The following is a 24,740-nucleotide window of genomic DNA, read 5'->3' on the forward strand; positions in this document are numbered from 1 at the left end:
CCGTTCGACGGCCCGCCCCCCTTCCCATTTCGTCCCCGAGAGAAGTCAGCAGGCTCGTATCACGATGAACAATCACCTCCTCCGCGCAATCATGGTGGCCGTCTGCGCCGCGGCAGTGGCCACGACGCCCGTCTTCATCGACGGTGCGCACGCGGGAGCCGAAACCGGTGCGCGACTGGTGAGCCAGAGCCGGTCTGGGCAGGTCGCCGAGATCAGCGTCTACTCGCCGTCGATGGACCGCACGATCGCGCTGCGGGTGCTGCGCCCCGCGGATACGACTGTTCCCGCGCCGACGCTGTACCTGCTGAACGGCGCAGGCGGCGGCGAGGATTCGGCGAACTGGCCGGGGCAGACCGACGCGGCCGGATTCTTCGCGGGCAAGCACGTCAACGTAGTGATCCCCATGGAGGGCGCGTTCAGCTATTACACCGACTGGCAGCGGCCGGACGCGGGCCTGGCCGAGAATCTCGAGAACAACGGCCACAACATGTGGACGACATTCCTCACCGAGGAGCTCCCGCCGGTGATCGACACGGCGTTCGCCACGACCGGGGTCAACGCGCTGGCCGGCATCTCGATGGCGGGGACCTCGGTGCTCGATCTGGCCATCCAGGCACCGCAGCTGTACCGCAGCGTCGCCTCCTACAGCGGCTGCGCGATGACCAGCGACCCGATCGGGCGCGCGTTCGTCTCGCTCGTCGTGCGGATGGGCGGCGGCGACGTCGAGAACATGTGGGGCCCGGCCACCGACGCGGCCTGGCGCGAGCACGACCCGTATGTGCAGGCGCACCGGCTGCCCGACATCCCCATCTACATCTCCAGCGGAACCGGATTGCCCGGCGCGCACGACACTCTCACCAATCCGCGGGTGCACATCAACGGCAAGAACCCCCAGTCGATCCTGGTGAATCAGATGCTCATCGGTGGCGGCATCGAAGCCGCGGCCGCGTACTGCACGGTGAGCATGGGACAGCGCGCACGCGAACTGGGCCGCACGAATGTCACCGTCAACGTCCGGCCGACCGGCACCCACTCCTGGGGCTACTGGGAAGACGACCTGCACGCGTCCTGGCCGATGATGGCGACGGCGCTCGGCCTATGAGCGCCGAACTCCGGGTGGGCACCGAACAGCTGAGCCCGCGCGACGCGGTCTTCGTCTACGACGAGACCGACCGGCACCTGTCGAACATCGTCGCGGTGTATTTCGCCGCCGCGTCGGGGCACCCGCCGCTCACCTTCGAGGAGGTGCTGAACTGGGTGCGGGCGGGCATCGGGCACGCGGCGCTGTTCCACCGGCGGCTGCAGCGCGTGCCGATGGACCTCGACCTGCCGTACTGGGTGCCCGATCCGGCACTGTCGGTGCGTGAGCACGTGGTGCTGGAACGCGCGGGGACGTGGAACGACGCCCGCGCGCGCATCGCCGAGATCACCTCCACCCGGATGGATCTGACCCGACCGCCGTGGGAGATCCATGTGCTGGATCGCGTCGCGGGCGTTCCCGCGATGGACGGCGAAACCACGATCGTGGTGCTGAAGTTCCACCACAGCGTCGGCGACGGCGTCGCGACTCGTGCGCTGGAGCACCGGCTGTTCGGCGACGCACCCGCGCCGGCCGTCCGGCTCGACGAGCCTCGGACGCTTCCGGCCGCGGTACGCACCGCGGCCGCGCTGGTCGCCCAGCCCGTGCGCTTCGCCACCGGACTGCTGCGGTCCCGCGCGGCGCAGGAGGAGCTGCGTGCCCTCGTCGACGCGGGCACGGTGCACGAACCTGTCGCACTGCGCCCGGCGACCCGATTCAATCGGGACATCCACGCGGAGCTGACCTTTCACCTGCTGCCGATTCCGCTGCCGGAAGTCCTCGCGGCCAAAGCCGCCGCGCCACAGCGGGTCACGATCAACGATCTGATGCTGACCACAATTTCCGGTGCGCTGGCCGCCTACCTCGCCGAGCACGACGAGGTGCCGGCGGGAGCACTCGCCGCGATGGTGCCGATGTCGATGCGCGGTGTCGCCGAATGGAATTCGGCGAACCAGCTCACCCAGATGATCGTCGACCTGCACACCGACATCGCCGATCCGCTCGACCGGCTGGCCGCGGTCAAACAGTCGGCGAGCCGGGCCAAACACCGCACCGCCGACCCGGCGGTGCTACGCAGCGACCGCAGAGTGGAGACCGCGCCCGCGCTGCTGTTGCGCGCGGCGGGATGGGCACGCGCGCAACGACGTTTCGACGACTCGGCGACGGTGCCGTTGTGCAACACCACGATCAGCAACGTGCCGCCGGTCTCCGACTCACTCGCCTTCTGCGGCAGGCCGATTCGCCGCGCCGTCGGCTCGCTGCCGATCCTCGACGGCGACGGTCTGCGCCATCTGATCACCTCGCAGGGTGACGAGATCGTCATCGCGGTCACGACGAACGCCGCGATGATGCCGGACCCCGAGCGCTACGGCGAGCTGCTGCTGCGCTCGTTCCGCGAACTCGCCACCGCGCTACTCGCCCAGGATGTTCCGGCTGAACACTAACGCTGCAGGCAGCTGGTGCGCCGCACCGGCAGGCCACGATCCTCGAGCGCACCGAGCAGCAGCTGACCACGGCGCGCACCCGCGGTGCTGTCGGCGCGGGCCAGATCGGGCACGTAGGTGGCGGCGCCGACGACGGATTCGCCGACCAGGGACCAGAATCGGCGTGCGGGCAGGCCGGAGCAGCGGGTGAGGACCGACTGCAGCGGAATCAGCGAGGACGCGCAGCGCTGGGCCAGCCAGACCGCCATCGCGGCCTCACACGGTAGCGCGACCGCGTCGCGCTCGTCGGCCTCGGGATCACCGTCGACTACGCGAATCGTGGTGTCGGACAAGCCTGCCCAGTCGATGCCACCATCGTTGTCATGATGGATCCACAGGTTGTCCCGGCCCGGGTCCCAGGCCTGGGCCGACATCACGAACAGCGCCGTGACCCGGCCGACCACGGCGTGGATGAGGGCGGTCGCCACCACCTCGGCGGCGATGTCGTCGTTGATCATCTCGGCGGCGTGGCGGCGGTACATCAGCTCGACGCGACCCTCGGACAGCCCGTTCGGCACGTGCCACCATCGCCGTTTGCCCTGACCGGCCATCGCCGCCACGGCGTAGACCCGCGGATGTTCGGGTTGCAGCGATTGCAACCGGGCGCACGCGCGGTCGAACGCGGCGGTGGTGCGGGACAGGGCGGTGGTGACGGGCTCGGGCATCGAACCTCCTCGAACGTTGGTTCCCGTGACGATGATGTCTCGGAACATAGGTTAGGCTTACCAGACTTCACAAGTTGTGTCCGGTTTCGAGGCAGGAGAAGTTCGTCGCCGTGATCCACCCTGGCACCGTCAGACGTCGTCGTCTGACCGGGCTTCTGCTGCTCGTCTTGCTGCTCACCGTCGCGGTGGTGGCGAGCATTGCCATCGGCACCCGCTCGCTCGCACCGGCCACGGTGTTCGACGCCGTCACACACGCTCTCGGCTGCGACGGCGGCCCGTTCCGATGCCCGGCCCGCTCCACCGCCGAGGAAATCGTGCGTGAGCTGCGTCTGCCGCGCACCGCGTTGGCCCTGATCGCCGGGATGGCGCTGGGGATCGCGGGCGCGCTCATCCAGGGGTATACCCGGAATCCGCTCGCTGATGCCGGTTTGTTGGGACTCAATGCGGGAGCGGGGTTTCTGTCCGCGCTCAGTATCTTCCTGTTCGGCTTCACCGCGCCGAGTCAGTACATCTGGTTCGCGTTCGCCGGCTCGGCGATCGCGGGCGTGGTCGTGTTCGGGGTGTCCTCGATCGGCGGTGGCAAGGCGAGTCCGTTGAGCCTGGTCCTCGCCGGTGCGGCCGTCACCGCGTTCCTGCAGGCGATGACCAATGCGGTCATCGTGGTGGACAACGCGGCGCTCGACACCTACCGGTTCTGGGTGGTCGGCAGCGTGACCGGGCGCGAGGCCGGGGTGTTCTGGCAGGTGCTGCCGTTCCTTGTCGTCGGCATGGCGATGGCGGTCGCGGCGGCGCCCGGGCTGAATCTGCTGAGCCTCGGCGACGACGTCGCGCGCGGACTCGGCGTCGATGTCGGCCGGGCGCGGGCGTTCGGGTTGTTCGCGGTGGTGCTGCTCAGCGGCGCGGCCACCGCGGCGGTCGGGCCGATCGCGTTCCTCGGGCTGGTGGTGCCGCACATCGCGCGCACCATCACCGGACCGGACAACCGCTGGCTGATCCCCTACTCCGGACTGCTCGGCGGCCTGCTGCTCGTCGTCGCCGACATCGCCGGACGGGTGGTCGCCCGGCCGGGAGAACTCCAGGTCGGGGTGATGCTGGCGGCGATCGGCGCCCCGTTCTTCATCGCGCTGGTGCGCCGTAAGAAGCTGGTGACGCTGTGAGCACGATCGAGACCGACAAGCAGGACGAGCAGGCGGGCGCCGAGCTGCGGAAGGTTCGTCCCGCGCTGCGCGTCGGGCCGGTGTCGCTGGTGCTGCGACCGGTGATGCTCGGCGTCGTCATCGCGCTCGGTGTGCTGGTGTTCGGGCTCTTCTGCCTCGACATCGCGGTCGGCGACACCACCATCCCGCTGGGCCGGGTGCTCGACGTTCTCGGTGGCGGCGGCACCAGGTCGCAGCGATTCATCATCATCGAATCGCGCCTTCCGCGGGCACTCACGGCCGTGGTGGTCGGCGCCGCGCTCGGGCTCTCCGGTGCCCTGATGCAGTCGATTCTGCACAATCCGCTGGCCGGGCCGGATGTGCTCGGCATCACCACCGGCGCCAGTGTCGGCGCGGTCGCGGTGCTGGTCGGCAGCGGTGGCGCGACCACCGGCCTGATCGCCACGATCGGTGCGCCACTGGCCGCGCTCACGGGCGGCCTGCTCACCGCTGTCGTCATCTATCTGCTCGCCTGGGGACGTGGCAGGGCCGGAGAACGCGGGGTCACCGGGTTCCGGCTCGTGCTCATCGGCATCGGCGTCAACGCGGTGCTGATGTCGGTGATCAGCTGGCTGCTCACCCGCGCCAGCCTGACCGACGCCGCCAGGGCCCAGATCTGGCTGACCGGATCGCTCAACGGCGCCGACATGGCCAGGGTCGCCTCCGCCGCGATCGCGCTGGCCGTGGTGACGGTGGTATCGCTGGTCTCGGCGCGCACGCTGGCCGCACTACGGCTGGGCGAGGAGTCGACGCGGGTGCTCGGCGTGCGCATCCAGGCGCAGCAGGCGCTGCTCATCGGGGCTTCGGTGGTAGCGGCGTCGGTGGCGACCGCGGCCGTCGGACCGGTCGGCTTCGTCGCGCTCGCGGCGCCGCAGATCGCCAGGATGGCGCTGCGCACACCCGGTGAACCGCTCATCGCCTCCGCGCTCACCGGCGCCGGGCTGGTCGCCGGAGCCGATATCATCTCGCGCACACTGCTTCCCGTCGAACTGCCCGTCGGCATCGTGACCGCCGCGCTCGGCGGACCGTTCCTGCTCTACCTGCTCGTCCGAATGAATCGGAAGGCCACGCTCTCATGACCAGCCCCGCCCATCGCCTCGCCGCCGACGGCGTCTCCCTCGGCTACGGCGAACGGGTGATCGTCGACGGGCTGAGCCTCGACATCGCCCCCGGCGTTGTCACCACCGTCATCGGGCCCAACGGGTGCGGCAAGTCGACGCTGCTCAAATCGCTGGGCAGGCTGCTGCGCCCGCGCGACGGGCAGGTGGTGCTCGACGGCAAGGCGATCTCGTCGATGAAGACCAAGGACGTCGCCAGGGTGATCGGCATGCTGCCGCAGACCCCGGTCGCGCCCGAGGGCCTCACCGTCGCCGACCTCGTCGCCCGCGGACGGCACCCACACCAGTCCTGGCTGCGGCAGTGGTCGGCCGACGACGAGACCGAGGTCGCCGCCGCCCTGGCCCAGACCGGCATCGCCGACCTGGCCGAGCGCACCCTCGACGAACTCTCCGGCGGCCAGCGCCAGCGCGCCTGGATCTCCATGGCCCTGGCCCAGGGCACCGACATCCTGCTGCTCGACGAGCCGACCACCTACCTCGACCTCGCGCACTCGCTCGAGGTCCTCGACCTCGTCGACCGCCTGCACGCCGAATACGGGCGCACCGTGGTGATGGTCCTGCACGATCTCAACCTCGCCATCCGCTACAGCGACGAGCTCGTCGTGATGTCCGCGGGCCGGATCGTGGCGCAGGGCAAGCCGGCCGAGATCGTCACCGCCGAGCTGCTCGCCGAGGTGTTCGGGCTCGAGGCCACCGTGCTCACCGATCCGGTCTCGGGACGCCCGATGATCGTCCCGATCGGCACCAGGCACGTGCGCGGCGCCGACGGGTATGACGAATAACACACCAGCAAACCCCCCGTTACGACAATCTGTAGTACGCATCTTTGTCGTTGAGTCCGTAAAATTGTGGGATGGCAGGACTCGGCGAACTCGAAAAAGCGGTCATGGACCAGTTGTGGTCGGCCGACGAACCGCAGACGGTGCGGCAGGTCCACGAAGCACTGGCCGCGCGGCGTGAGCTCGCGTACACGACAGTGATGACGGTGCTGCAGCGGCTGGCGAAGAAGGATCTGGTGGTGCAGCGGCGCGACGATCGCGCGCACCGATACGCACCGGTGCACAGCCGCGACGAACTGGTCGCGAGCCTGATGTTCGACGCATTGCAGCAGGCCGACGCGGCGGGCAGCCGCGCCGCCGCCCTGGTGCACTTCGTCGAGCAGGTGGGCAAGGACGAGGCCGATGCGCTGCGGGAGGCACTCGCCAAGCTCGAATCCGACGAGAAGAGCAGCTAGACTCCCTGGCGGCTCTCACAACGACGTGAGCGCCCCTGGTCCCACAACGCAGTGAGCAGAGTCGATGAACGCAACCGCGGCAGTCTTCGCCGGTCTCGCCTTGCTTCTCGCAGGGCCGGTACCAGCGTTGCTCAGTCGCGCGACCTGGGTGCATCGGTCCCCGCGCGCGGCACTCGTGCTGTGGCAGGCGATCGCGCTGGCCGCCGTGCTCAGCGCCTTCGGATCCGGGCTGGCCATCGCCAGCCTGCTGCTCGTCCCCGGCCCCGACGGTAGGCCGACCACCTCCCCCACCAAGGAGATCGACGCGCTCGGTCTGCCGCTGTGGACGGTGTATGTCACCGTGTTCGCGCTGACCCTGATGATCGGCGCCCGGCTCATGTTCTCCATCGTGCGTGTCGGCGTGCACACCCGCCGCCGCAGGTCCCGGCATCGCATGCTGGTCGATCTGCTCGATCAGAGCGGCCCGGTCCGCCGCGCCGCCGACATCCGCGTGCTGGCCTCGACCGAGCCCATCGCCTACTGCCTGCCCGGGCTGCGCCAGCGGGTCGTCCTCAGCGAAGGCACGCTGACCAGCCTCGACGATGCCGAGGTCACCGCGATCGTCAGCCACGAGCGGTCGCATCTGCGGGCCCGCCACGACCTGGTGCTCGAAGCGTTCACCGCCGTGCACGAGGCGTTCCCCCGGGTAGTCCGCAGCAAGGCCGCGCTCGGGTCGGTGAAGCTGCTCATCGAACTGCTCGCCGACGACTCCGCGGTGAAGGTCACCGGCCCCAAGCCGCTGGCCCGCGCCTTGGTCGCCTGCGCGAAGTCGACCGCGCCGCAGGGCGCGCTCGCCGCGGGCGGACCGAGCACGCTGATCCGCATCCAGCGGCTCGCGGGGCACTCCGGCGACGTGAGAGTCGCCACCGCCGCCTACCTCGGCTCGGCCGCGATCCTGGTCGTGCCGACACTGGCCGTCGCGGTGCCGTGGCTGCAGGAGCTGAACCGGCTCTTCCGCGGCTGACCTGGCGATTCGCCTCTTCTTTTCCCGCCGGGTATGCCGTCTCCGGCAGCACGGACGCGCCCGAGTTCGCCCGCCGAACAATCACCGCTACAAACGGTCGTCTGACCAGCGTGTTTACCCACGCGACCGCAATCCCGCCTATCCTGGGAGCTCGGTCCTTCCTGCTGGGCCGCACCCCGTGCACGCCCCGCGCGTATCCGGGTCATCGGCGCCGGACATCTTCCAGCGCGATGCGCAGCCCAACGAAAGGCCATTTTGTCTACCTCTCCGCGTCCCGACGCCACCTTCGCAGAACTCGGTCTGCCCGTCGCCCTGGTGCAGACCCTGCGCAACGCCGGCATCGAGAAGCCCTTCCCCATCCAGGCCGCCACCATCGGCGACGCGCTCGCCGGGCGTGACGTGCTCGGCCGCGGCCCGACGGGCTCGGGTAAGACCCTGGCCTTCGGCCTGCCGATGCTGGCCCGCCTCACCGGCGCGTCCGCCAAGCCCGGCCGCCCGCGTGGCCTGGTGCTCGTCCCCACCCGTGAACTCGCGACCCAGATCGAACGCGCCCTCGACGAGGCCGCGCTCTCGCTGGGCCTGCGCGTGGCCTCCGTCGTCGGCGGTGCGCCGATCAAGCGCCAGGCCGACCGGCTCGCGCGCGGCGTCGACCTGCTCATCGCCACCCCCGGCCGCCTCGACGACCTGATCAAGCAGCGGGCCGCCGATCTGTCCGACGTGACGATCACCGCGCTCGACGAGGCCGACCACATGGCCGACATGGGCTTCCTGCCCCAGGTCACCCGTCTGCTGGACCGGACCCCGAAGGACGGCCAGCGCCTGCTGTTCTCGGCCACCCTCGACGGTGACGTCGACAAGCTGGTCAAGCGCTACCTGAACAACCCGGTCACCCACTCGACGGCGCCCGCCGAGGCCTCGGTGACCACGATGACCCACCACCTGCTCTACGTGCGCGACAAGAACATCAAGCGCACCGTGGCCACCGAGATCGCCGCCCGCGACGGCCTGACCATCATGTTCGTGCGCACCAAGCACGGCGCCGACCGCCTCGCCAAGCAGCTGCGCGGTGCCGGGGTCGACGCCGGTTCGCTGCACGGTGGCAAGGCGCAGAACAACCGCGTGCGCACCCTGGCCGCCTTCGCCGACGGGTCGGTGCCGGTGCTGGTCACCACCGATGTCGCCGCGCGCGGTATCCACATCGACGGTGTCTCGCTGGTCGTGCACTTCGACCCGCCCGCCGAGCACAAGGCCTACCTGCACCGCGCGGGCCGCACCGCGCGCGCCGGCGAGGACGGTGTCGTCGTCACCCTGGTCACCGACGAGGAGCGCAAGGACGTCGCCGCGATGACCCGTAAGGCCGGCGTGCAGACCGACGGTGTCGAGGTCCGCCCCGGCGACCGGAAGCTGGTGGAGATCACCGGCGCCCGCAAGCCCAGCGGGATCGCACTGGCCGCCCCTGCCCCGGCGCAGGTCAACGCGCCGAAGTCGGCGAACGGCGGCCGCCCGAGGCGTGGAAGGTCCGGTGGCGCACCTGCTTCCGAGGCCGCCCAGGGCCACAGCCGTGGCGCGGGCGCACCGCGGCGGGAGCGCCCGGCCGGTGAGTCGCGGACCCGCAAGCCCGCGGGCGCGGGCGGACACGCCCGCAGCGGCGACACGCCGACGAATTCGCGGCGTCGTGCCGCGCGTCCGGCGGCTCCGGCAGCTCGCCGCAACCGTTCGGCAAACTGAATCATCGCGTGGCCGAACCGATTACGGTTCGGCCACGCTGCGCTTTCCTGGACGGCTGATCGGGATCGTGCGCGGCACCGCCGCCACGTCCAGCCCGGGTCGCTCAGCCCGATCGATCAGGGCATTGCGGCGCAGTCGAGCGCTCCCGAGCGGACGTCGACAGCGACTCACCGACGGCAGACCGACCCGGCCGTCCACGGATCCGCCACACTGACCTCGTGACGAACCGTGAGATCGCCGCGATCGTGTGCGCCCTCGTCGCCGCGCTCCTGTTCGCGGTGGCCTCGGTAGCGCAGCAACACGCGGCCGCGGCCGTCCCGGAGGGATCGGCGCTGATGCGGTCTCTGCTCCGGAGCAAGCGGTGGTGGGCCGCGATCGTCGGTGACGCCGGCGGGTACGGCATGCAGGTGCTCGCCCTCAGCCTCGGCGCGGTACTCGTCGTGCAACCGATTCTGGTGAGCTCGCTGGTCTTCGCGCTGCCACTGTCGGCGCGGTTGAACCATCAGCGGATCACCGGGCGGGCCGCGGCGACCGCACTGGTCCTCGTCGCCGCCCTTGTCGTGTTCCTGATCGTCGGCAACCCGACCGCGGGCGAGGAGACCGCGCCGCTACGAGAGTGGCTGGTGCCCTTGGCGATTCTGCTGAGCATCGTCGCCCTCGCGACCCTGGCCGGGTTCCTCGTCCCCAACCGGTCGGAGCGGGCGCTGGCCCTCGGTCTCGCCGGTGGCGCGCTGTTCGGCCTGGCCGCCGCGCTCACCGACCGCGTGGTCACCCTGTTCGGCGACGGACCGGGCGCCCTGCTCACCGGCTGGCAGACCTGGGCGCTGGTCGCGGCCGGCCTCCTCGGCTTCTACCTGCAACAGCGGGCCTACCACGCCGGACCGCTGGCCGCGTCGCTGCCCGCCGCGGCGGTCGCCGAACCGCTGGCCGCCGCGTTCCTCGGTCTCACCGCCCTCGACGAGCAGCTGCGCACCGACGGCGCCGGTCTGATCGTCGTCGCCGCCAGCGTCGTGGTGATGTGTGTGGCCACGGTCGCGCTGTGCCGGACCCAGGCGGCACCGCTGTCCGAGACGGGCGAACCCGGGCACTGAGGTCTCGCACACGCCGACCCTCACAGGGCTATCATCGGCCGAGTGCGCTTTCTTCCGGGACCCCAGCCGCCGTATGACCTGACCTACGACGACATCTTCCTCGTCCCGAACCGGACGGATGTCGCGTCCCGGTTCGATGTGGACCTGGCCAGCGTCGACGGGTCCGGCACCACCATCCCCCTCGTGGTCGCGAACATGACCGCCGTCGCGGGCAAGCGGATGGCCGAGACCGTCGCCCGGCGTGGCGGCCTCGTTGTCCTGCCCCAGGATCTGCCGATCCCGGCGGCCGCCGACACCATCGCGTTCGTGAAGAGCCGCTCGCTCACCGCCGACACCCCCGTCACCCTCGATCCCGATCGGTCGGTGTCCGACGCGATGGCGCTGATGCACAAGCGCGCGCACGGCGCTGTGGTCGTCGTCGAGGACGGCAAGCCGGTCGGTGTGGTCACCGAGGCCGCCTGCGCCGATGTCGACCGGTTCGCGCGCCTGCGTGAGGTGGCGCTCACCGATTTCGTCCAGGCCCCGGTAGATCTGTCCCCGCGCGAGATCTTCGACCGGCTCGCCGAGGACCACGCCAAGCTCGCCGTGCTCACACACACCGACGGAACCCTCGCGGGCGTGATAACCCGCACCGGCGCGATCCGCGCAGGCATCTACACCCCCGCGGTCGACGACAAGGGGCAGCTGCGCGTCGCTGCCGCGGTCGGCATCAACGGTGACGTGGCCGCCAAGGCCAAGGCGCTGGCCGAGGCGGGCGCCGACGTGCTCGTCCTCGACACGGCGCACGGCCACCAGGCCAAGATGCTCGAATCCTTGCGTACCGTCGCCGATCTCGGGCTCGGACTGCCGCTGGTCGCGGGCAATGTGGTCTCGGCCGAAGGCACCCGCGATCTGGCCGAGGCGGGCGCGACGATCATCAAGGTCGGGGTCGGCCCCGGCGCCATGTGCACCACCCGCATGATGACCGGCGTCGGCCGCCCGCAGTTCTCCGCGGTGGCCGAATGTGCCACGGCGGCCAAGGAACTCGGCGTGCACGTCTGGGCCGACGGCGGCGTGCGGCATCCGCGCGATGTCGCGCTGGCACTCGCGGCGGGCGCGTCGAACGTGATGATCGGCTCGTGGTTCGCAGGCACCTACGAATCCCCGGGCGACCTGCGCGTCGACCGGGACGGCAACGCCTACAAGGAAAGTTTCGGCATGGCTTCCAAGCGTGCCGTCGCCGCGCGTACCGCCGCCGACAGCGGCTTCGACCGGGCCCGCAAGGCACTGTTCGAGGAGGGCATCTCCAGCTCGCGCATGCGTCTGGACCCCGAGCGCCCCGGCGTCGAGGATCTCATCGACCACATCTGCTCGGGCGTGCGCAGCTCCTGCACCTACGCCGGCGCCCGCACGCTGCCCGAATTCCACGAGCGCGCGATCCTGGGTGTGCAGTCCGCGGCCGGTTTCGCCGAGGGCCGCCCGCTGCCCAGCGGCTGGTGATCGCTGCCTGACCGTGGCCGATCGGAACTCGTGTTCCGCTCGGCCACAGTCGTGCTCGACGCGCACCAGAGCGCCCGCGGGTGAGCTGACCGCGCCGCTGACACATCATCGGTGGGGACCGATTACTATGGAGTTGCCGATCTCGGCAGCGCTTTTTCCCACCGCGAAAGGATCCAGTTGTCACCCGCGTCCAAGGGCGCCACACAGGAGGGTTCCTCTACGGAGCCGGGTGACCAACCCGGCGTCCTCCTTTTCGCAGCGTCCGTTCGATCTCTCGATTTCCCCGCCGCACCGCCCGGGTGGTGCTGAGGATGTCCATCGTTCTGACCGTGCTCAGCCTGATCGGTTTCGTGGCTCTCACGCTCGGCACCGCACTGTTCGTCGCCGCCGAATTCTCCCTCACCGCGCTGGAACGCAGCACCGTCGAAGCGGCGGCCCGCGCCGGTGACGTCCGGTCCCGGCTGGTCAAGCAGGCCCATCACACCCTGTCGTTCCAGCTCTCGGGCGCCCAGCTGGGCATCACCATCACCACGCTCGTCACCGGCTTCATCGCCGAACCCGTGCTGGCCCGGCTGCTCGACCCGCTGCTGGACGCGGCCGGGCTGAGCCCGAGCGCCGCGCACGGTGTCGCCCTGGTGGTCGCCTTGATCCTGGCGACCTCGCTGTCGATGATCTACGGCGAGCTGGTGCCCAAGAACATCGCCATCGCCAAGCCGATGGCGACGGCCCGGCTCACCGCGGGCCCGATGATCGGGTTCTCGGTCATGTTCAAATGGCTGATCCGTTTCCTCAACGGCGCCGCCAACTGGATCGTGCGCAGGCTGGGCATCGAGCCCGCCGAGGAACTGCGCTCGGCCCGCTCACCGCAGGAGCTCGGTTCGCTGGTGCGCACCTCCGCCCTGCGCGGGGCCATGGATCAGCGCACCGCGCAGGTGATGGACCGCTCGCTGGAGTTCGGTGAGCGCAGCGCCGAGGATCTGATGACACCGCGCGTGAAGGTCGAGTCGCTCGATCGCGACGACACCATCGCCGACCTCATCGCCGCCTCCGCCCGCACCGGATACTCCCGGTTCCCGGTCATCGACGGCGATCTCGACAACGCGCTCGGCGTCGTGCACGTCAAGCAGGCGTTCACCCATCCCGCGCATCTGCGCAAGCAGATCCCGTTGAGCAAGCTGGCCGTCGCCGTGCCGATCGTGCCCGCGAGTCTCGACGGCGACGACGTCATGGAGCGGGTCCGCGCCGACGGCATGCAGGTGGCGCTCGTCGTCGACGAGTACGGCGGCACCGCGGGCCTGGTGACCATGGAGGACCTCATCGAGGAGATCCTCGGCGACGTACGCGACGAGCACGACGAGGAGGAACGCGATGTGCGCCGGGTTTCCGACGGCTGGGACTGCTCGGGCCTGATGCGCATCGACGAGGTGTCGCGGGCGACCGGATACGAAGCGCCGGAAGGTGAATACGAGACATTGGGTGGTTTGGTGCTGACCCAGCTCGGCCGGATTCCGGCCACCGGCGACGAGGTGGTGCTGCCCGCATCCCGCGGTTCCGGCGGCGGCTGGATCGCCAGGGTGGAACGAATGGACGGGCGGCGCATCGACCGGGTGCGGTTGATCCCCGTCGACGCGGCGTACCTGGCGGCACGGGAGCACAATCATGGGTGATTTGTTCGGCATCGTGCTGACCTTCGTGCTGCTGGCGGGCAACGCGTTCTTCGTCGCCGCCGAGTTCGCGCTGATCTCCGCCCGCCGTGACCGGCTGGAAGCCCTTGTCGCCCAGGGCAAGAAGAACGCGAAGACCGTCATCGAGGCGGGCGAGAACCTGTCGATCATGCTGGCGGCGGCCCAGCTCGGCATCACCATCTGCTCGATCCTGCTCGGCCGGGTCGGTGAGCCCGCGGTGGCGCATCTGCTCGAGCGGCCGTTCGACCTGGCGGGCCTGCCCGATCAGCTGCTGCATCCGGTGGCGTTCACTCTCGCGCTCACAGTGGTGGTGATCCTGCACATCCTGCTGGGCGAGATGGTGCCGAAGAACATCGCGCTGGCCGGTCCGGAACGCTCGGCGCTGCTGCTGGTGCCGATCCACCTGGTCTGGTTGCGGATCGCACGCCCGCTCATCGCGCTCTACAACTTCCTGGCCAACGTCTCGCTGCGGGCGATGCGGGTCGAGCCGAAGGACGAGCTCGACGCCACGGTGTCGACGGTGGAACTGGCCGAGATGATCGGCGAGTCGCGCTCGGAGGGACTGCTCGACGAGGAGGAACACCGCAGGCTCACCCAGGCGCTCGGCACCTCGGAGCGGATCGTCGGCGATGTGATGGTGCCGTTGGCGCAGGCGCGTTCGGTGCCGTTGCGCGGCAACGGAACCACGCTCGGCGACATCGAGGCCGCGGTCGGCGAGACCGGCTTCTCCCGGTATCCGGTGCGCGCCACCGACGGGTCGCTGGTCGGCTACCTGCACGTCAAGGATGTCCTCGACAAGGTCGCCGACGACACCGCGGGCCCGGAGACGCAGATCCCCCGCACCGATATCCGGCCGCTGCCGACGGTGAGCACGGGCACCACCCTCTACGAGGCGCTCGCCCGGCTGCGCCGCACCAACAGTCACCTCGGCCGGGTGGTGGACAGCCGCGGCAACACCGTCGGTGTGGTGGCGATGGAGGACCTGATCGAGGAGTTCGTCGGCACCGTGCGCGACGGAACCCATCGCCTCATCGAGTAGGCGTCGCGCGGGCGGTCGCCGAGGTGTTACCCGGTGACCGCTCCGTGCGCGGCCGAGCTGACGAGTTTGCGGTACTTGGCCAGGACGCCGGAGGTGTACTTGGGCAGCAGCGGCTCCCAGCCGACCTTGCGCCGGGCGAGTTCGGTCTCGTCGATCTCGACGTCGAGGATCCGGTTGGCGACGTCGAGGACGATCGGGTCACCGTCTCGGACGAAGGCGATCGGCCCGCCGTCCACGGCTTCGGGAGCGACATGGCCGACGCACAAACCGGTCGTGCCGCCGGAGAATCGGCCGTCGGTGAGCAGCAGGACGTCCTTGCCGAGACCCGCACCCTTGATCGCGCCGGTGATGGCGAGCATCTCGCGCATCCCTGGGCCGCCCTTGGGTCCCTCGTTGCGGATGACGACCACGTCACCGGCCACGATCGTGCCGTTCTCGAGCGCGTCCATCGCGGCGCGCTCCCCGTCGAACACCCGTGCCGTCCCGCGGAAGACGTCGGAGTCGAAGCCCGCGCTCTTCACCACCGCGCCTTCGGGCGCCAGTGAGCCGTGCAGGATGGTGAGCCCGCCCGACTTGTGGATCGGCCGATCGAGCCGCCGGATGACCTCGCCGTCGAGGCCCAGCTCGAGGTGGGCGAGGTTCTCGGCCATGGTCTTGCCGGTGACGGTCATGACCTCGCCGTGCATGAGGCCCGCGTCGAGCAGGGCCTTCATCACGACGGGGATGCCACCGACGCGGTCGACGTCGTTCATGACGTAGCGGCCGAACGGCTTGAGGTCGCCCAGGTGCGGCACCTTGTCACCGACCCGGTTGAAGTCGGCGAGGGTGAGGTCGACCCCGGCCTCGCGGGCGATGGCGAGCAGATGCAAGACGGCATTGGTGGACCCGCCCAGTGCCATGACGACCGTGATGGCGTTTTCGAATGCCTCCAATGTCATGATGTCGCGCGCGGTGATGCCCCGGCGCAGCAACTCGACGACGGCCGCACCGGACTTGCGGGCGTAGTCGTCACGGCGACGGTCGGGAGCGGGCGGGGCGGCCGATCCGGGCAGGCTCATGCCGAGTGCCTCGGCGGCCGAGGCCATGGTGTTGGCCGTGTACATCCCGCCGCAGGCGCCTTCGCCGGGACAGATCGCCCGCTCGATGCGGTCGACCTCGTCCCGGGTGATCAGGCCCTTGATGCAGGCGCCGACAGCCTCGAACGCGTCGATGATGGTGACGTCCTTGCCGTCGACATTGCCCGGCAGGGTCGAGCCCGCGTAGAGGAAGACGCTGGCCAGGTCCAGCCGCGCGGCGGCCATCAGCATGCCGGGCAGGCTCTTGTCGCACCCGGCGAGCAGCACCGACCCGTCGAGGCGCTCGGCCATCATGACGGTCTCGACGGAGTCGGCGATGATCTCGCGGCTGACCAGCGAGAAATGCATGCCCTCGTGGCCCATCGAGATCCCGTCGGACACCGAGATCGTGCCGAACTCGAGCGGATAACCACCCGCCGCGTGGACACCCTCCTTCACCGCGTCGGCCAGACGGTCGAGCGAGAGATTGCAAGGGGTGATCTCGTTCCAGCTGGACGCGACACCGATCTGCGGTTTGGCCCAGTCCTCGTCGCCCATGCCGACAGCGCGCAGCATGCCACGGGCAGCGGTCTTCTCGAGTCCGTCGGTGACATCACGGGAGCGCGGTTTGATGTCGATCGACGGGTCGGTATCGGATGCCATGGGACAAGCCTACGACCCACGAAACGCCGACCGACGCCCCACACGCAGGGCGTGTCCTCTCCCAGGCGAACAAATGTGGAGAGATTGTGGACGGTTTCCAGGGATCTGGGTGATGAACAGCGACGGCAGCGATCCCCGGCGCCTGAGCGATCCGGCGATCTCCGCACGGGCGGCCAGTTGGGGCGCGCGAACGGAGTCGTGACGGCCGTCATCCGCAGTGCGCCGCGGGAACCTGAAGGTCCAGCCGATGCCAGTCCCGCAGGTCACGCCCCAATTGCCGGTCGTGGGTGGCCACGACGACGGCGGCCGTGGTGGCCCGCAAGGCCTCGGTGAGCTCGTCGACCAGCGTGCCGGACAGGTGGTTGGTCGGCTCGTCGAGGAGTAGGAGGTGCGGGCGGGCGGCGAGGGCGCAGGCGAGATCGAGGCGGCGTTGCTGGCCCATCGACAGGTCGCCGATCGGCTTGTTCGCCTCGTGCGAGGACAGCAAGCCCAGCGAGCTCAGCGCGACCCGCTCACTCTCGGCGAGTAGCCCTGCGGTGACAAGCCCGGCGGTGTGCGCGTCGTAGACCTCGCGGGCCCTGCGACGCAGCGGCCATCGAGATTCCTGCTCCAGCAAGCGGATTCGCGCTGTGCGCGCCCGGTGCAGCTGCCCGGTGGTCGGGGTGAGCGATCCGGTCAGCACACTCAGCAGGGTGGACTTGCCCGCCCCGTTGGCGCCGCTGATCACCAGCCGGTCCCCGGAGTCCAGCGACAGCTCGACCGGTGCGGTCAATCGTCCCGCGACCGTCACCTGCTCGGCGCGCACCAGCGTGACCCCGACCCGGACGGGCAGTTCGGGCATGGCGAACCGCCGCGGCGGCACCGGTGCGGTGATGCGGTGCCGTTCCAGTTCGTCCTGGCGGCGGTGCACAGCGCGCGCCACCGAGCCTGCCCGCGTCGCCCGCTGGTGTTTGCCGGTGCCCTTGTCCGGTCGCCAGCCGGTGACCAGGCGGTTCTGGGCCGCCGACAGATCCTGCGCCAGCCGGGACCGTTCGTCCCGCTGCTGCTCGTACTCCTCGGCCCAGCGTTCCCGCTCGGCCCGGCGCCCGTCACGGTATCCCGCGTAGCCACCGCCGTAGACGCGCGGACGGCCGTCGCGGGTGGGATCGAGATCGAGGAAGGTCTGCGCCACATCCGAGAGCAGGGCCCGGTCGTGGCTCACCACGACCACGCCACCCGGGAATGCCCGCAACCGGGCGGTCAGGAAGTCGAGCGCGGCTCGGTCGAGATGGTTGGTCGGCTCGTCCAGCAGCAGGAAGTCGTCCCCGGCGGCGAGCAGCACCGCCAACCGCACCCGGTAGCGCTGCCCCACCGACAGCGTGGACAGCGGACGGTCGCGGTCGGTGACGGCGCCGAGCCCGACCAGGGCGATGTCGACGCGTCGGTCGGCGTCCCAGGCGTCGAGCAGCTGCGCGAGGTCGAGCGCCTCGCTGTAGTCCTGGTCGGCGCCGGGACGGCCCGCGGCCATGGCCTCGGTCGCCTCGTCGAGGCGCTGCATCGCGGCGCGGGCGGCGGCCAGGTGCTCGTCGATGACGGCGCCGACGGTGCGTTCGTCGTGGTCGGGCATCTCCTGGGTGGCCAGCGCCAGCGTGCCGACGCGCTGCACCGCGCCGTCGTCGGGGGTGAGCAGCCCGGCGAGGACGTGCAGCAGCGTGGATTTGCCGCGTCCGTTCTCCCCGACGATCCCCCACCGTGATCCCGGTGACACCGTCAGGTCGACGCCGTCCAGCACGGTGCGCTCACCGCGCTGGACACGAATGTTCTGGCAGGTCAGTTGTGCCCGCGCACGGGCAGGCCGAATTCGGTTGGTCATGTCTTCCTCCGGGCACGCGTCACCCCACTGCCGGGGTACGGGATGTGCCGTGGTCGATGAACGCGCACAGCGGGCGCGAAGAAACATCGATGGCGGGGCCGTCAGCTGTCCGTCGGTGCGGACGCGGGCCCGAAGCTCTCAGAGGAAGTACAAATGCACGTTCTCGACGATAACAAGGTCGCGGACACGCGTCGACTGTGTTTCTCGCCGCCACACCGCGGATGAACCGCCAGTTCCGCTAGTGTCCGAGCGGATCCGCCTCGCATGGCGCCGGTCGGAAGGAAGCCGATGTCGCTCTCACGTCGACAGTTGATCACCGCGGCCGCGGTCGGCGGATCGCTCGCCGCGCTCGGAATTCCGGTCGGCCACGCGCAGGCTCCTGTTCTCGGTACGGGCGAGTTCGCCGCGCTCGCCGCGCGCGGCTACAACCGGCGGTTCCAGGCTCGACCGGCGAAGATCTACGCGCCCACCAGTACCGAGGAGGTGCGTAGCGCGGTCGCCAGGGCGGTCGCCGAGGACTCGAGGATCGCGGCGCGCTCGGGCGGGCACTGCTTCGACGACTTCGTCGACAACGCGCGGACCCGATCGATCATCGACCTCGGCCGGCTGAACGCGGTGTATTGGGACGAGCACCACCGCGCCTTCTCCGTCGACGCGGGCACCGATATCGGCACCGTGTACAACGCCTTGCACCGCTGGGACGTCACGGTGCCGGGTGGGATCTGCCTCGGCGTCGGGATGGGCGGTCATCTCTGCGGTGGCGGCTATGGTCCGCTGTCGCGGCGATACGGGCTCGTCGCCGACCATCTGGCCGGGGTGGAGGTCGTCACGGTCGACGACGACGGCGGCGCGAAAGTCGTTGTCGCGACCAGGAATGGACCCGACCACGACCTGTGGTGGGCGCACACCGGTGGTGGGGGCGGCAATTTCGGCGTGGTGACCCGGTTCCTGCTCCGATCCCCCGAATCCGACGGCTCCGACCCGGCGAACGCGCTGCCGAAACCCCCGGGCGCCATGCTCAACGCGCGGTTGATCCTGCCCATCGCCACGGAGGATTCGTTCGTCCGCTTCCTCGGCAACTACCTCGGCTTCTTCGAACGTCACAGCGCACCCGGCAATGAATTCGCCGGCCTCTACGCGCCACTGATGATCAGGACGACCGGCACCGGCGCGGCCGAGATGCTGATTTTGTTCGATGCCGAAACCCCGGATGCGCGAATCCATTTCGACGATTTCGTCGCCACCGTGAGCGACGGCGTATTTCCCCCGCCCTTCCGCACCCCGGTCACCGAACTCTCCTACCCGGACACCGTGAACCAGGTGTACTACGCGAAGAGCCCGAACACCACGCGCGTCAAAGTAAAAGCCGCGTACCTGCGCAAGTCCTACTCCCCCGACCAACTCCGAATCTTCTACCGCTACCTCACCGACCTCCGCTTCCTCGGCGAATCCCAGCTCGAATTCCTCCCGTTCGGCGGCGCGGTCAATGCCGTCCCCGCCGATGCGACAGCCATGCCCGCGCGGAATTCGTTCATGACAATGCTGATTCACGCATCCTGGCGTTTCCCCTTCGACGACGATCGGTACCTGCGCTGGGCCCGCGAGATGTACCGCGACGTCCATGCCGAAACCGGCGGCGTTCCGGTACCGAACGACACCTACGGCGGCAGCTACATCAACTATCCCGACCCCGATCTGGCCGACGCCGCCTGGAACACCTCCGGCCTGCCGTGGCACGCCTTCTACTACGGCGGCAACTACCCGCGACTGCTCCGGATCAAGCAGGCCGCCGACCCGAGAAATGTCTTCCAGCACAGTCTCTCGATCGGCCGACCGGACTGGTGACTGTCACTCGGGTGTTCTCGGGTTCGGCTCGACGGTGTTTTCCGCGGCTTCGATCGGTGACACCGGTCAGGTGAGGGCGAGCACCCGGCACGGCCCGCCGGTACCGCCCGCGTGTTTCGGCGCGCCGACGATGACCGTCGCACCCGCCACCGGTACCGCGGCGAGGTTGGCGAGCATCTCCACGCCGTAGCGACCGGCGCCGAGAATGGCTGTGTGCGCACCGAATTCGGAGTCGGCTCCGGAATCCAGGCTGAGCGTATCGACGCCGACACCGACGATTCCGCAGTGCGCGACGAGGTAGTCCGCGGCTTCGGCGGAGAATCCCGGCGCGTGCGGCCGCCCTCGCTCGTCGAGATTGAGGAACGTCGACGGTCGGGCGATGCGGCCTTCCCAGCCGGAATACATCGCGACGAAGGCGCGCTCCGGGATTTCCCCGTGCTGCGAGCGCCACCTGTCGATGTCGGCCACAGTCACCATCGCGTCGGCGTCGACGGCGGCCCTGGCACTGATGTCGATGACGACGAGCGGCGCGACGAGATCGTCGACCGCGAGGTCGTCCGTCGTGGTGGCGCCGGGTATCCGATGTGCCGGTGCGTCGACATGGGTACCGGTGTGCTCCCAGTACCCCAGCGCGAACTGGCCGAACCCACCCGACGCGTGCCAGGCCACCGGGATCTTGACCATCGGCGGATTTCCCGGCCAGACCGGCAGCTCGGGAGTCAACGTGTGCGTGAGATCGACGACGCCACCGGAGCGGGGCGCGGCGACGGCAGGCGCGGGCGCTACTACGGCCAGCGCGGTCAGACCCGCGAGGCCGAGCAGGGCTCGCCGGCTGGGCCGTGGCGCACCGTCGTGGGCGAGACGAACGATCTCGGGCGTGCACATCGGACTCAAGATAGTCGAACAAGCCTGGTCCGGCTCCTGATCAGGGCCGCCGTGTCACATCACCCCGAGCAGGTCTTCGAGACGGATTGGCAGGTCACGGATGCGCACACCGGTGGCGTGGTAGATCGCGTTGCCCACCGCCGCCGCCGAGCCGACGATGCCGATCTCGCCGATTCCCTTGGAGCCCATGGGGTTGACGTGGGGATCGTGTTCGTCGATCCAGCTCACGTCGATGTCGCCGACATCGGCGTTGGTCGGCAGGTGGTAGCCGGCGAGGTCATGGTTGACCACCTGCCCGAAACGCTCATCGAATTGGCTCTGTTCGAGCAACGCCATCGACACCCCCATGGTGATGCCGCCGATGAATTGCGAACGCGCCGTCAGCGGATTGATGATGCGGCCCGCGGCGAACACGCTGACCACGCGCGGCACCCGGATCTCGGCGGTGTCGATGTCCACCCGGACCTCGACGAAGTGCGCGCCGAACGCGTGCGTCGAATAGTTTTCGCGCGCAGGGTTTTTGGGAGCCGCCGTGGTGATCTCGGCACCGTCGGCGGGTTCGGGCCCGTATCGATCCCGGAAGGCCTTCGCCGCCGCCACCACGGCAGAGCCCCAGGACGCCATGCCGCTCGAGCCACCCGCGACTGATCCGGCGGGCAGGCGGGAATCGCCGATGCGCAGATCGATCCGGCGCTGGTCGACACCGAGGGCGTCGGCGGCGATCTGACCGAGGGTCGTCCAGGTGCCGGTACCGATGTCCACGGCGTCGATGGCGACTTCGTATCGATCGCCGGTCCACCGCACCCGGGCACTGTTGCCTCCGGCCACATCGGCCGGATAGGTCGCCGCCGCAACCCCGGACCCGACCAGCCATCGCCCCGCACGCCGCGCCCTCGGTGCCGGATCGCGATCTGCCCAGCCGAAACGCTCGGCTCCCGTACGGAGGCACTCGACCAGCCCGCGACTGGAGAACGGCCGCCCCGACTCCGGGTCGACCTCGGGTTCGTTGTGGATGCGCACCGCGATCGGGTCCATCCCGAGGGCGACCGCGAGCTCGTCGATCGCCGTCTCGGCGGCAAACATGCCAGGGCAGTGCCCCGGCGCACGCATCCACGACGTGACGGGCACGTCCAATGCCGCGAAGCGATGGGAGGTCGAACGGTTGGTCGCCGAATACATCATCCGGGAGGCGACGGCCGACTGCTCGGCGAATTCCTTGACCGTGGAGGTCTGTTCGACCACATCGTGGGCGATCGCGATCAGGGTGCCGTCTCGATACGCGCCCAGCCGGACCCGCTGGATGGTCGGCGTGCGGTAGCCGGTGAGCGAGAACAACTGCTGTCTGGTCAACGGCAGCTTCACGGGTCGGCCGTCGGCCAGTTTCGCCGCCATCACCGCGAGCACGATGTGGGCGTGCGGTACGCCCTTGGACCCGAAGCCGCCGCCGACGTAGGGCGCGATGACCTCGACCTGCTCGGGCGCCAGCCCGAACAACGACGCGATCGTGGACCGCACGACATGCGGGCCCTGGGTGGAGTCGAACAGGACCAACGCGTCGTCGGTCCACTGCGCGACGGTGGCGTGTGGCTCCATCGCATTGTTGTGGACCATCGAGGTCGTATAGGTGTGGTCGATCGTCACCGGTGCGAGGTCGAGCGCGGTGTCCACATCGCCGATGGCGGTATCGGTGGCGAAGCCTCCGCTGACGTCGTCGGGCGCGTAGAGGTCGTCCCGGTCCGCGCTCAGGATGACATCGGCGGGGCTCTCGTCGTAGGTCACCCGCACCTGAGCCGCCGCTTCACGGGCGACCTCGGGGCTGGTCGCGACGACCGCGCCGATCAGCTGACCGCGGAAGGCCACGTCGTCGTTCTGCAGGATGAACAGTTCTTTGTCGTCGTCGCAAGCCAACCGCGCGGCATTGTGCCGGGTGAGTACGGCGACGACGCCGTCGATCCGCTCGGCCGCGCTCGTGTCGATCTCCCGCACCCGGCCACGGATGATGGTCGCCTGGATCGGGTAACCGTGCAGCGGGTCCCGCTGTGGGTGTTCCATCGCGTAGGGCGCGCGACCGCGCAGCTTCGCCGGGCCGTCGATCCGGGTGGGCGAAGTGCCCATCGCCCGTGGACGAATCGAGGAGCTCATCGCGCCTCCTGCTCGGTCAGTGCGCGCAGCGTCGCGACGACGACATTGCGCGCCAACGGGATCTTGAACGCGTTCTGGCGCTGTGGTCGCGCGGCGGCGAGCTCGGCGTCCGCGGCGGCGGCGAAGTTCTGCTCGGTGGCGGCGGTGCCGCGCAGCGCGTCCTCGGCGGCGCGGGCTCGCCACGGCTTGTGCGCGACCCCGCCGAACGCGATCCGCGCGTCGCGCACGACACCGTCGGCGATATCGAGCGCCGCCGCCACCGACACCAGCGCGAACGCGAAGGACGCGCGATCGCGCACCTTGCGGTAGGTGGACCTGGTGGCCCAATCCAGCGCGGGCACGTCGACAGCGGTGATCAGGTCGCCGTGTTCGAGCACGGTATCGCGCTCGGGTTCGGCACCGGGCAGCCGATGCAGGTCGACGACGGGGATCTCACGCTCGCCGTTCGCGCCGAGCACCCGCACCACCGCGTCCAACGCGGCCAGCGCCACCGCCATGTCCGACGGATGGGTGGCGATGCAGTCGCTGGACGCGCCGAGGATGGCATGTTCCCGATCGAATCCGCCGATCGCCGAGCAACCACTGCCCGGTTCCCGTTTGTTGCACGGCGTTGTCGGATCCTGGAAGTAGGGACACCGGGTGCGTTGCAGCAGGTTGCCGCCGGTGGTAGCCAGGTTGCGCAGTTGCGCCGACGCGCCGGCCAGCAGTGCCGACGACAGCATCGGATAGCGCGCCCGGATGATCGGGTGGGCGGCCAGATCCGCATTGCGCACGGCCGCGCCGATGCGCACGCCGCCTCCTGGACGCTCGGTCACCTCGTCGAACGGCAGCCTGCTGACATCGACCAGCCGACCGGGAGCGATGATCCCGAGCTTGAGATGATCGACGAGATTGGTTCCCGCGCCGAGGAATACGGCATCGGGCTGGGCGAGAACCGCGGCGACCGCACCCGCCGCGTCGTCGGCGCGCTCGTAGGCGAACTCCCTCATCGCCCGGCCTCCAGGATCGCCGCGACGATGTTCGGATAGGCACCGCAGCGGCACAGATTCCCGCTCATCCGCTCGCGGATCTCCTCGGCGCTCAGTGCGATCTCGGCGGTCGCGTCCCCGGTCACCAGGCTCGGCGCGCCCGCCTTCATCTCGTCGAGCATGCCGACCGCCGAGCAGATCTGGCCCGGCGTGCAGTACCCGCACTGGAAGCCGTCGTGCGCGAGGAACGCCTGCTGGACCGGATGCAGCTCGTCACCGTCGGCGAGCCCGTCGGCGGTGACGATCGTCGCGCCGTCGTTGGCCACGGCCAATGCCAGGCAGAGGGTGGCCCGGCGCCCGTCCAGCAGGACGGTGCACGACCCGCACTGCCCGTGATCACACCCCTTCTTCGGGGTCGTCACGCCCAGCTGTTCACGCAAGACGTCCAGCAGTGTGGCTCGGGTGTCGACGGTGACCGTCCGGTCCTGTCCGTCGACGGTCAAACTGATCTGCGCGCGCATCGAAGATGC

General features: G+C 69.8%; 20 protein-coding genes. 13 read left to right on the forward strand and 7 right to left on the reverse strand.

The genetic code is table 11. The features are described 5' to 3' along the window. Nucleotides 1–64 precede the first annotated feature (64 nt). Both ACFWF2_RS22445 and ACFWF2_RS22450 read left to right on the forward strand, forming a co-directional pair. Nucleotides 65–1,102, forward strand: a complete 1,038-nt coding sequence (locus ACFWF2_RS22445; RefSeq protein ID WP_379309392.1) for an alpha/beta hydrolase — start codon at nucleotides 65–67, stop codon at nucleotides 1,100–1,102. Continuing rightward, nucleotides 1,099–2,523, forward strand: a complete 1,425-nt coding sequence (locus ACFWF2_RS22450; RefSeq protein ID WP_379309393.1) for a wax ester/triacylglycerol synthase family O-acyltransferase — start codon at nucleotides 1,099–1,101, stop codon at nucleotides 2,521–2,523. Before ACFWF2_RS22445 ends, ACFWF2_RS22450 begins: the two co-directional genes overlap by 4 nt. Here the strand turns inward: ACFWF2_RS22450 and ACFWF2_RS22455 are convergent. Next, the gene (locus ACFWF2_RS22455) at nucleotides 2,520–3,227 is read right to left on the reverse strand and encodes a hypothetical protein (protein WP_378848056.1); all 708 of its coding nucleotides are present in this window, start codon (nucleotides 3,225–3,227) and stop codon (nucleotides 2,520–2,522) included. The two genes, ACFWF2_RS22450 and ACFWF2_RS22455, sit on opposite strands and share 4 nt — an antisense overlap. 74 nt (nucleotides 3,228–3,301) lie before the next feature. On the opposite strand from ACFWF2_RS22455, the gene ACFWF2_RS22460 reads away from it, so the two are divergent. The 10 genes from ACFWF2_RS22460 (at nucleotide 3,302) to ACFWF2_RS22505 (ending at nucleotide 14,800) form a co-directional block, all read left to right on the forward strand. Further along, the gene (locus ACFWF2_RS22460; RefSeq protein WP_379309394.1) at nucleotides 3,302–4,384 is read left to right on the forward strand and encodes a FecCD family ABC transporter permease; all 1,083 of its coding nucleotides are present in this window, start codon (nucleotides 3,302–3,304) and stop codon (nucleotides 4,382–4,384) included. Continuing rightward, nucleotides 4,381–5,502, forward strand: a complete 1,122-nt coding sequence (locus ACFWF2_RS22465) for a FecCD family ABC transporter permease (RefSeq protein ID WP_379309395.1) — start codon at nucleotides 4,381–4,383, stop codon at nucleotides 5,500–5,502. The genes ACFWF2_RS22460 and ACFWF2_RS22465 overlap by 4 nt, the downstream gene beginning before the upstream one ends. Further along, complete coding sequence (locus ACFWF2_RS22470) at nucleotides 5,499–6,323, forward strand: ABC transporter ATP-binding protein (RefSeq protein WP_379309396.1); 825 nt, start codon at nucleotides 5,499–5,501, stop codon at nucleotides 6,321–6,323. Before ACFWF2_RS22465 ends, ACFWF2_RS22470 begins: the two co-directional genes overlap by 4 nt. Before the next feature lie 71 nt (nucleotides 6,324–6,394). Next, nucleotides 6,395–6,775 (forward strand): BlaI/MecI/CopY family transcriptional regulator, encoded by a 381-nt coding sequence (locus tag ACFWF2_RS22475; protein ID WP_379088594.1) that lies wholly within the window; start codon nucleotides 6,395–6,397, stop codon nucleotides 6,773–6,775. Between the two features lie 64 nt (nucleotides 6,776–6,839). After that, nucleotides 6,840–7,778 (forward strand): M56 family metallopeptidase, encoded by a 939-nt coding sequence (locus ACFWF2_RS22480; RefSeq protein WP_379088597.1) that lies wholly within the window; start codon nucleotides 6,840–6,842, stop codon nucleotides 7,776–7,778. 255 nt (nucleotides 7,779–8,033) lie between these two features. After that, complete coding sequence (locus tag ACFWF2_RS22485; RefSeq protein ID WP_379309397.1) at nucleotides 8,034–9,506, forward strand: DEAD/DEAH box helicase; 1,473 nt, start codon at nucleotides 8,034–8,036, stop codon at nucleotides 9,504–9,506. A 218-nt stretch (nucleotides 9,507–9,724) separates the two neighbouring features. Beyond that, a complete protein-coding gene (locus ACFWF2_RS22490) occupies nucleotides 9,725–10,597 on the forward strand; it encodes a DMT family transporter (protein ID WP_379309398.1) in 873 nt (290 codons plus the stop codon). Between the two features lie 42 nt (nucleotides 10,598–10,639). Continuing rightward, nucleotides 10,640–12,076: a GuaB1 family IMP dehydrogenase-related protein gene (locus ACFWF2_RS22495; RefSeq protein WP_379309399.1), complete on the forward strand. Its 1,437-nt coding sequence runs from the start codon at nucleotides 10,640–10,642 to the stop codon at nucleotides 12,074–12,076. A 311-nt stretch (nucleotides 12,077–12,387) separates the two neighbouring features. Further along, on the forward strand, nucleotides 12,388–13,743 hold the full coding sequence (locus tag ACFWF2_RS22500; RefSeq protein WP_379309400.1) for a hemolysin family protein: 1,356 nt from the start codon (nucleotides 12,388–12,390) through the stop codon (nucleotides 13,741–13,743). Further along, on the forward strand, nucleotides 13,736–14,800 hold the full coding sequence (locus ACFWF2_RS22505; RefSeq protein ID WP_379309401.1) for a hemolysin family protein: 1,065 nt from the start codon (nucleotides 13,736–13,738) through the stop codon (nucleotides 14,798–14,800). The genes ACFWF2_RS22500 and ACFWF2_RS22505 overlap by 8 nt, the downstream gene beginning before the upstream one ends. Nucleotides 14,801–14,826: 26 nt before the next feature. On the opposite strand, the gene ilvD is transcribed toward ACFWF2_RS22505, so the two are convergent. Then, nucleotides 14,827–16,518 (reverse strand): dihydroxy-acid dehydratase, encoded by a 1,692-nt coding sequence (gene ilvD, locus ACFWF2_RS22510; RefSeq protein WP_379309402.1) that lies wholly within the window; start codon nucleotides 16,516–16,518, stop codon nucleotides 14,827–14,829. Between the two features lie 208 nt (nucleotides 16,519–16,726). Then, nucleotides 16,727–18,370, reverse strand: a complete 1,644-nt coding sequence (locus ACFWF2_RS22515; RefSeq protein WP_379309403.1) for an ABC-F family ATP-binding cassette domain-containing protein — start codon at nucleotides 18,368–18,370, stop codon at nucleotides 16,727–16,729. 288 nt (nucleotides 18,371–18,658) lie between these two features. On the opposite strand from ACFWF2_RS22515, the gene ACFWF2_RS22520 reads away from it, so the two are divergent. Next, entirely contained in the window at nucleotides 18,659–20,215 is a 1,557-nt protein-coding gene (locus ACFWF2_RS22520) for an FAD-binding oxidoreductase (protein ID WP_379309404.1), read from the forward strand. A 66-nt stretch (nucleotides 20,216–20,281) separates the two neighbouring features. On the opposite strand, the gene ACFWF2_RS22525 is transcribed toward ACFWF2_RS22520, so the two are convergent. Genes ACFWF2_RS22525 through ACFWF2_RS22540 form a run of 4 tightly spaced genes read right to left on the reverse strand, consistent with a single transcriptional unit; the run spans nucleotide 20,282 to nucleotide 24,731 of the window. After that, entirely contained in the window at nucleotides 20,282–21,100 is an 819-nt protein-coding gene (locus tag ACFWF2_RS22525) for a cyclase family protein (protein WP_379309405.1), read from the reverse strand. Between the two features lie 54 nt (nucleotides 21,101–21,154). Then, complete coding sequence (locus tag ACFWF2_RS22530) at nucleotides 21,155–23,242, reverse strand: xanthine dehydrogenase family protein molybdopterin-binding subunit (protein ID WP_379309406.1); 2,088 nt, start codon at nucleotides 23,240–23,242, stop codon at nucleotides 21,155–21,157. Continuing rightward, entirely contained in the window at nucleotides 23,239–24,231 is a 993-nt protein-coding gene (locus ACFWF2_RS22535; RefSeq protein WP_379309407.1) for an FAD binding domain-containing protein, read from the reverse strand. Before ACFWF2_RS22535 ends, ACFWF2_RS22530 begins: the two co-directional genes overlap by 4 nt. Then, nucleotides 24,228–24,731, reverse strand: coding sequence for a 2Fe-2S iron-sulfur cluster-binding protein (locus tag ACFWF2_RS22540; protein ID WP_379309408.1), 504 nt, complete (start codon nucleotides 24,729–24,731; stop codon nucleotides 24,228–24,230). The genes ACFWF2_RS22535 and ACFWF2_RS22540 overlap by 4 nt, the downstream gene beginning before the upstream one ends. Between the last annotated feature and the right edge of the window lie 9 nt (nucleotides 24,732–24,740).

This window comes from Nocardia sp. NPDC060259, from assembly GCF_042728775.1.
Classification (GTDB): domain Bacteria; phylum Actinomycetota; class Actinomycetes; order Mycobacteriales; family Mycobacteriaceae; genus Nocardia.